Origin of the sequence: Bathymodiolus heckerae thiotrophic gill symbiont, from assembly GCF_900128515.1 — a bacterium.
Taxonomy (GTDB): Bacteria; Pseudomonadota; Gammaproteobacteria; order PS1; family Pseudothioglobaceae; genus Thioglobus_A.
In genome coordinates this window covers 1-7,818 of record NZ_FQTP01000044.1, presented here as the reverse complement: position 1 = coordinate 7,818, position 7,818 = coordinate 1, and the positions used below count along the sequence as shown (strand labels likewise).

General features: G+C 34.2%; 10 protein-coding genes. 5 read left to right on the top strand and 5 right to left on the bottom strand.

The window, feature by feature from the left end; translation table 11 throughout:
* The 4 genes from BTHERMOSOX_RS06670 to dnaA all read right to left on the bottom strand — a co-directional run.
* Positions 1–467, bottom strand: a 467-nt coding sequence (locus BTHERMOSOX_RS06670) for an ATP-binding protein (RefSeq protein ID WP_249360630.1), incomplete at its 3' end; no start/stop codon positions are given.
* 144 nt (positions 468–611) lie between these two features.
* Complete coding sequence (gene recF, locus BTHERMOSOX_RS06665) at positions 612–1,697, bottom strand: DNA replication/repair protein RecF (protein ID WP_138120329.1); 1,086 nt, start codon at positions 1,695–1,697, stop codon at positions 612–614.
* A gap of 20 nt (positions 1,698–1,717) precedes the next feature.
* Positions 1,718–2,821 carry a DNA polymerase III subunit beta gene (dnaN, locus tag BTHERMOSOX_RS06660; protein ID WP_138120328.1) on the bottom strand — a complete coding sequence of 368 codons (1,104 nt, stop codon included), beginning with the start codon at positions 2,819–2,821 and terminating at the stop codon, positions 1,718–1,720.
* A 212-nt stretch (positions 2,822–3,033) separates the two neighbouring features.
* Positions 3,034–4,341, bottom strand: a complete 1,308-nt coding sequence (gene dnaA, locus BTHERMOSOX_RS06655; RefSeq protein WP_138120327.1) for a chromosomal replication initiator protein DnaA — start codon at positions 4,339–4,341, stop codon at positions 3,034–3,036.
* A gap of 63 nt (positions 4,342–4,404) precedes the next feature.
* On the opposite strand from dnaA, the gene BTHERMOSOX_RS06650 reads away from it, so the two are divergent.
* A complete protein-coding gene (locus BTHERMOSOX_RS06650; protein WP_138120326.1) occupies positions 4,405–4,923 on the top strand; it encodes a YqhA family protein in 519 nt (172 codons plus the stop codon).
* A 336-nt stretch (positions 4,924–5,259) separates the two neighbouring features.
* Positions 5,260–5,523 (top strand): hypothetical protein, encoded by a 264-nt coding sequence (locus tag BTHERMOSOX_RS06640; protein WP_138120325.1) that lies wholly within the window; start codon positions 5,260–5,262, stop codon positions 5,521–5,523.
* 28 nt (positions 5,524–5,551) lie between these two features.
* Here BTHERMOSOX_RS06640 and BTHERMOSOX_RS06635 read toward each other — a convergent pair whose 3' ends face one another.
* Complete coding sequence (locus BTHERMOSOX_RS06635) at positions 5,552–6,556, bottom strand: histidine kinase dimerization/phospho-acceptor domain-containing protein (RefSeq protein WP_138120324.1); 1,005 nt, start codon at positions 6,554–6,556, stop codon at positions 5,552–5,554.
* 46 nt (positions 6,557–6,602) lie between these two features.
* On the opposite strand from BTHERMOSOX_RS06635, the gene BTHERMOSOX_RS06630 reads away from it, so the two are divergent.
* The 3 genes from BTHERMOSOX_RS06630 (at position 6,603) to BTHERMOSOX_RS06620 (ending at position 7,769) form a co-directional block, all read left to right on the top strand.
* Entirely contained in the window at positions 6,603–6,812 is a 210-nt protein-coding gene (locus tag BTHERMOSOX_RS06630) for a hypothetical protein (protein WP_138120323.1), read from the top strand.
* A 9-nt stretch (positions 6,813–6,821) separates the two neighbouring features.
* Positions 6,822–7,214: a glycine zipper 2TM domain-containing protein gene (locus BTHERMOSOX_RS06625; protein WP_138120322.1), complete on the top strand. Its 393-nt coding sequence runs from the start codon at positions 6,822–6,824 to the stop codon at positions 7,212–7,214.
* Between the two features lie 123 nt (positions 7,215–7,337).
* Positions 7,338–7,769: a cytochrome b gene (locus tag BTHERMOSOX_RS06620; RefSeq protein WP_249360629.1), complete on the top strand. Its 432-nt coding sequence runs from the start codon at positions 7,338–7,340 to the stop codon at positions 7,767–7,769.
* Positions 7,770–7,818: the final 49 nt, after the last annotated feature.

Here is a 7,818-nt window from a genome sequence, read left to right as displayed (position 1 = left end):
ACACCGATACTATAACGCTGATGATGAATCTCACCACTACGATGAACGGTTAATTCAACCCATTCACTCAATGCATTGACAACTGAAACACCAACACCGTGCAAACCACCTGAAACTTTATATGAATTATCATCAAATTTACCACCTGCATGGAGTATTGTCATAATAACTTCTGCAGCGGACACACCCTCTTCCGGATGAATATCAACAGGAATACCACGACCATCGTCAGTAACAGATACTGATTGGTCTTCATGAATAGTGATGTTGATTTTAGAACAGTGGCCAGCTAATGCTTCGTCAATCGCATTATCAACAACCTCAAATACCATGTGATGTAAACCAGAACCATCATCAGTGTCACCAATGTACATTCCTGGGCGTTTTCGAACAGCATCTAAACCTTTTAAAACTTTAATATTGGATGCTTGATATTCTTGCGATTCTTGCGATTGATCTTCAGACATAAGTGCTTGAAAAAATAAAATTATTATACCACGGGCAATCGAAACACGTATTGCCATACAATATTTTTTACCAGTTAATTTAATTTGATAATTTGTTGTTTTTAAAGGGATGTAAGCCTATTTATCAGAAATAAACTACAATAATTATTGTTGAGTAATAATCCCTTGATCAATCTTAAAAATACGCGTATTTTCAGGATCTATTTTTAATGAATTTGAACCAATATCCGTCATAAATATTTGAATGTTTAATCGCTTTAAAAAATACAAAATTGTTTGAATTTTTGTCGCATCCAACTCTGAAGAAATATCATCAATTAATACAATAGGATGAATATTACTTTTCACCATCATTGATACTTGGGTTAACCAAAAAACAATAGACAAAGTCTTTTGTTCACCTCTTGAAAGAAAACACTCCTCTCGATCATTTAAATAAAATTTAAGATTAGCCTTATGTGGACCGTAATTCAAGTATTTTGATTTAAATAAAAAACTTTTACTTTTTAATAAATACTGATAAATACTATCAACATCAAATGCATTAACTTCTTTTGGCCAGCCAGATTTAAACTCATAATCAAATGACTCTACTGATTTAAATAAATCAGATAAACCTTTAATTAATTTTGTTGAATTTGTTTGTTTTAACTGGTCTAGATAATTTTTCCTTGCTTGATTAATTAATTTTGATAGTTTAGAAATTTCTAAAAACCAATAATTTAACTCTTGATCTTTTTGTTGAGATAATAAAATATTAATATTTTTTAATGCTTTATTGTATTTTTTAAAATCAGTTAAAAAATTAGGTTCCACGTGAAACACACCCCAATCTAAATAAGATCTTTTATTTTTTGGAGTTCCGTTAACAATAAAACCTTTATCCGATGTAATAATTTGAATAGGTAAAACCTTAGATAACTCACTACTATTTTTTAATCGAATTTGATTAATACTAATATTAGTTTTTTGTTTGGATTTTTCTAACTTAATACGGCAATTATCAACTTGAGCATCTAATTGAAATTTTTGCTGATCTAGTTTAATTAACTCTTTTAAAGATTTTGTTTTAAAAGAACGGTTATGTCCAAGATAATAAATAGCCTCAATTAAATTAGTTTTTCCATGGGCGTTATTAGCAATAAACAGGTTTAAATGTTTACTCGGCTCAATAAATTGCTGATTTAAATTGCGAAACTGCGTGATTGCCAGTTTACGAATAACTGCCATGGTATTTAATTAAAGAATAGTTAAATACGCATCGGCATAACAACGTATTGATAAGTTTCATCATCTGGACTACTAAGCATACAAGACTGATTTTCACCACCAGGAACCACCATGTTAATTTCATCGGTATCTAGTTTTTCTAAAATAGAAATTAGATAATGAATATTAAATGCAATTTCAATTTCTTTATCAAAATTTTTAATACTAATTTGGGTTTTAGCTTGCCCTCTTTCAGAGTGCGAAAAAATATTTAATTGTGAATTTTTAAATACTAACTTAACACCTTTAGTACGCTCTTCAACAAAAATAGAGGCTTGTTGTAATGAATTTAAAAACTCCAATCTATCAATAACAATTGTATTTTCAAAATCAGTTGGTAAGACTTGCGCATAATTAGGAAAATTACCGTCAATTAATCGACTAATGATAGTTGTATTGTCACTAATTAGATAAAAATAGTTTTTTGATAAATGAACATCAACTTCAGTATGATCACTTTTGCTTAATATTTTTGTTAATTCCATTACCGCTTTTCTTGGTAGAATAACTGTCTTTTTGTCAGATAAATTGTTTGATTGTTTGATTTCACCAATAGATAAACGATGGCCATCTGTTGCAACAACAGTAATACTGTCTTTATCTACTTCAAAATATAAACCATTTAAATATGCTCTGATATCTTGATTACCCATTGAAAAACTTGTGTTTTCAATTAATTCTTTTAATTGTTGACGATTAACTTTAATAATATCACTGTTCTCGATTTTTGGTAATGATGGAAAATCTTGATGATTAAAAGTATTTAATTCGAATGAATTTTTATTGGTCTTAATATAGATTTTTGATTCTTCAATAATGAATTCAATGATAGTTGTATCTGGTAATTTTCTAATAATATCAATAAGATCTTTTGCATAAATTGTAAAAGAAATTTCTTCTTGAGTTTGTATAGGATGAGAAGCACGTATCTCAATTTCCATATCTGTTGTTGTTAATGTTAGTTGGTTATTTTTTAATTGAATTAGAACATGTGACAGTATAGGTAAGGTTTGTTTTTTTTCAACAACACCAATAACAGTTTGTAAAGGCTCAAGTAATTCTTTAACAGTGAGTTGGGTGTTCATTCAAAAATCCTTTTATTAAATATTGTTGTTATTATTAGTGGTGCTTTTTTTGGTGAATAAATGTTTTTTTTCTTTAAAAATTAACTATTTAAGTTGTTGATATCTTGTTAGTATTTTATGTAATAAATTGTGTACATGGTTATAAAATTCATTTTTTACTCAAGTTGTTATTGTTATCCACTGGTGGGTGTAAAACCTAGTTGTGGAAATGTTTATAAGTTGGCTAATTTCAGTTTAATTATGTCGTAGTCGTTCTTTATATCTGCGCTTTCTAGTAGTTTTTCCTTTATCTTTTTAATGGCGTGGATAACTGTGGAATGATCTCTATTTCCGAATTGTTTTCCAATTTTGTTAAGAGATAAAGAGCTTAATTCATGACAAATGTAGATAGCCATTTGTCGGGCCAATACAGTGTGTTGTTTGCGAGATTTTGAAGTCAAGTCTGAAATGGTTAGGGCGTAGTGTTTTGATACTTCTTTTTGAATGTCGTTAACATCAATATTTTTAATTTGAGGTTTTATTAAATCACCTAATGCAGCTTCAACCACTTCTTTAGAAATTAAGGATTGATCCATTTTAGAAAAGTCTACAAAGGCTTTTAGTTTTAATAAGGCACCCTCTAAATCTCTGACATTTGAGGTAATGTGTCCAGCGATAAACAAGGCCACATCCTCAGTTAGGCCAATGTTGATTTTTTCATTTTGTGATTTTTTTAACAAAATTGCTGCACGCATCTCAAGTTCTGGTGGCGTTAAATGTAGGTTTAAACCCTGAGAAAACCTTGTTTTAAGTCGATCTTCTAATGATCTAATCTTATTTGGTGGCTGGTCACAAGTAAAGATAATTTGTTTCTTGCCATTAAATAGAAAGTTAAATATATGGAAAAACTCTTCTTGGGATTTTTCCTTGCCCGCAATTAAATGGATATCATCAACCAACAACAAATCGGCAGATTGGTAAAATATTTTGATCTCTTCAATGGTGTTGTGTCTAAGGCTTGATGTGATATTTCTAACAAAATCCATTAATGGTACATACAGCACTTTTAAACCAGGATTTTGAGCTTTGGCCAAATGTCCTGCAGCCTGCATTAAGTGTGTTTTTCCTAGGCCTGATCCGCCATAAATAATAAACGGGTTGTAAGGCGAGCCTTTAATGTTTTCTGCAATTTGTCTAGTGGCGCCATACGCCATTTGATTGGCGTTACCAAGTACCAGATTATCAAAAGTATAATCTTCATATAAGGGGGTTGAATGTTGTCTTGCAGTTGACAACTTTTGATTGACTTTGGGTGCAACGCTAATAAATATTTTTAGTTGTTTATTGTGCTGGTGAACAGCACTTTTAATTTGTGCTTTTAAATTTTTGTTAATGTAGTCTTTAACTTGAGTATTTGGCGCCAATAAAGATAGAATGTCTTTATCTTCAAGTGCTTTTAATGGCTGCACCCAAACACTGTATTGAGCCAATGGGATGGTGTCTTTGAGTGTGTTTAAGCATTGAGCCCAAGTTTGCGACATAACTGTTATTTAAATTTAAGTAATGATATACTTAAGCATTATATTGTTTTGAGAGAGAAGTGGATGAATGGTTTAGAAAAGTATTTTGAAAAATTACTATGGAGCTCTAGACTAATGGTTTTAGCAGCGGTTGTTTCCTCGCTATTACTCTCCTTAATGTTATTTGTTATTACCGCAGTTGATGTTGCTGGTTTAATTGCCCATGCGGGTGATTATATTGGTGCATCTGCCGAAGCTAAAAGAGTCTTGAAAATTGAGTTAGTCGCCCATACGGTTGGCGCAATTGATGGATTTTTACTAGCCACAATTTTATTGATATTTGCCCTGGGTTTATACGAACTATTTATTAGTGAAATTGATGCTGCCAAAGACAGTGGGCAGTCTTCAAAGGTTTTGGTGATCAATTCTTTAGACGACTTAAAGTCAAAGTTAGCCAAAGTTATCTTGATGATTTTAGTGGTTACTTTTTTTGAGGTGTCTCTATCTATGACCTTTACTGGTGCCTTGGATTTAGTTTACTTTGCTTTGGGCATTTTAATGGTTTCACTAGCCTTGTATTTTGGCTCTAAGTCATCACACTAAAGCTTTTTAGTCATTGATTTTTATTGTTAAATAGCGTAACATTCAATCCTTTTTATTTAGAGAGTTATTATGCGTCAAGTTATTGTTGCAGGCAACTGGAAGATGAACGCTTCAAAAGAGACGGTCAATACATTGGTAATGGGCATTCTGCAGTATTAAGCATGCCAACTGGTAGTATTACAGAAACAGAGGTTCAGATTCCTCTGGTAAACACTACCCCTACTACCCATTTGGGTTATGGTGCGAAATATTTAGCCACCATTCCATTGAAAGATAAAAACTCAGAGGGCTGGCGTTATGGTGACAAGCATGAGTTGACTGCCTGGGGAGCCAACTTTGGTTTCATCATTCAGATTACGTACCGAGCATCAAGATGCAATTCATGGTATTGATTCTAATATATACGCCCCAGGTTCGGATGCACAAACTGCTAATTATGGTGGCAAGATTACTGAAGCCAGTGTGGGTGTGAACTACATGTATGCGCCAGCCAAGAATATTAGTATTGAGTATATTACACCACTTTCTCAAGATAGAAATGGCTATCAAGCTAACAAAGAAAGTGTAATTGCAATCAGTTGGAGAAATGCATTTTTCTAGGGCGGTAATTTGGTCAAACTTAAAAACCTTAATTATTAAGGTTTTCTTTAATAAACAAAACAGTAGTAAGAAATGGCAGTAGATAGAATGCTAATCGCCAGCAACCTTGGTCGGACACCTCAATGTTTAGTGTTTTTTCTAAAAACTTCCAAGAAATTCGAGTCGGCTTGCTATTGCCATAGCGTATTGCATTTTCTACTAAGTTAAACAGCACTCTATGCAGAGCAGATAAGTGAGTATTAGTAGTTAGACTTAAGTCGCCTGACAGTTTAATTAGCTGGCCTTTTTTGTTAACAATATCAGACAATAACTTATGAATATTAACACCCTCAACAGCGTTATTTTCTAAGTCTTGAGTCAGCTGCATATATTCTTGAATGATGAGCTCCATATTAGCAATAGAATCTTTAAGCTCATTTCTAAGCTCGTTATCAACATTGTCAGGCAGCATTTCTAGTGCCATTCTCATTCGGGTTAAAGGTGTGCGTAAATCATGAGAAATACCACCCAAAATCACCGTACGGTTTTCCAATAAATTTTGCACATCGACAGACATCTTGTTAAACGCTTTGGCAGTTTCCGCCAATTCTTTTGGTCCCGTTTCTAATAGTGGTTTTGGTACGCCACCACTACCAATAATTTTTGCAGCTTTGGATAACGCCTGCACGGGTTTGGTAATTTTTCGCATAAGCACCAGGCTGCTTAAAATGGCCATAACTGCTAATATTGAAACCAGATAAAGTGCCACATAAGGTAATACAGCACCAGTTCTTTGTTGATCAAAACCAATCCTAATTAATTTCCCACTAACATTGATATCAACCCAGTGGCGATCAGAATTGCCAACTTCGGGCGCAATATTAACACTTGATCCTAGGCTTGTAGAGAGTACGCCCTCCATAAAATTAAAGTGCGGTTTTAAATGTATGTGTTTAGCTAGCTGCTCATTGCCGGTGCCCCAGTAAAGTTGATGGTTTGTTGATAATTCATTAATAAAGTCTTGCTTGGTTTCAGGCGGTAGTTCAACAAGCACTATTCAAGCCGTGTCTCCAACAGATAGAATAAATTTTAGAGACGCAATGCAAACCAGTCTTGAGGGAATGACAACAGAAGAAAGGCAGGTATTTAGAGATAATATGAGATCTGAGCACGGAGCAGGAGCAGGCCAAGGTGATCAACATAGGTATGGCGGTAGTTTACAAGGCGAAGGCCAGGGTAATAGACACATGTATGGTGGCAAATCACAAGGTTCTGGCAATGGTTACGGCCGCGGATACGGAAGACGATAGGCGGGTTTTATGAATAAGCTAATAACAACAGGGTTGGTCTTATTATCAACCACATCACTGGCCTTTACTGATGCGGCAGAAGTGTTAAGTACAGAAAAAGTTTTTAAAACAGCTGTTTATCAAACGCCTCATGAAGAGTGTTGGAATGAAGAAGTTCCGGCTTATTCACAAGAATCCAATAATTCATATACTAATGAAATTTTTGGTGAAATATTGGGTGGTGTTATTGGTAATCAACTAGGTGGTGGCAGTGGAAATAAAGCCATGACGGTGGCTGGAACATTGTTAGGTGCTTCAATTGCTCATGATGATGATCGTTCAAGTGGTAGCAGGGTCGTGAGTTATAGACAAGTAAAGCACCGTGAGACTAAGTACAAGCAAGAGCGCAAGGAAAAAGCGTAGATTACTACTTAGTGACGGCTGAGTATAACAACCGTGAATTTACCTTTAAGTCAAATACATTGCCTGGATCTACAGTTAAAGTAACTGTAACGCCCGATTATTAAAAATCAATAGGAGAATAGTGTGAAACGTTATCACCCTTTTTTAGTAACACTTCATTGGATATTGGCCATTACTATTTCGGCCTGGCTTTTAATGGGCAGCAACATTTTAAGCGAAATGTCAAATAGCGATCCGGCAAAAATTGGTTCACTCAAGGTTCACATGAGCATTGGTATCGGCATATTAGTGCTGATGGTGACACGTTTAATTGTTCGTTTGCGTAGTGTTAAATTAGAGCCAATTAATGCCAATACAGTAAAGATGAATAAGGCTAGTACTGTCGGGCATTATGTTTTGTATGTTGCTGTAATTTTAATGGCAGTTAGTGGCTTGGTAACGGCACAAATTGCAGGGTTGGGTGATATCGTATTTTTTGGATCAGGCGCAGCTTTGCCAGAAATTTTTGACGGCATTGCGCCATTTATAGCGCACCAGGCATCAGCACTGTCTTAATGTTATTGATTGTAGGGCGCGTTGTAGCAGCACTCTATCACCAGTTCTT

Excerpts from the sequence above, each read along its gene's own strand:
- BTHERMOSOX_RS06625 (WP_138120322.1), top strand. The coding sequence starts at position 6,822 with ATGAATAAGCTAATAACAACAGGGTTGGTCTTATTATCAACCACATCA.
- BTHERMOSOX_RS06630 (WP_138120323.1), top strand. The coding sequence starts at position 6,603 with ATGCAAACCAGTCTTGAGGGAATGACAACAGAAGAAAGGCAGGTATTT.
- dnaN (WP_138120328.1), bottom strand. The coding sequence starts at position 2,821 with ATGAACACCCAACTCACTGTTAAAGAATTACTTGAGCCTTTACAAACT.
- recF (WP_138120329.1), bottom strand. The coding sequence starts at position 1,697 with ATGGCAGTTATTCGTAAACTGGCAATCACGCAGTTTCGCAATTTAAAT.
- dnaA (WP_138120327.1), bottom strand. The coding sequence starts at position 4,341 with ATGTCGCAAACTTGGGCTCAATGCTTAAACACACTCAAAGACACCATC.
- BTHERMOSOX_RS06650 (WP_138120326.1), top strand. The coding sequence starts at position 4,405 with ATGAATGGTTTAGAAAAGTATTTTGAAAAATTACTATGGAGCTCTAGA.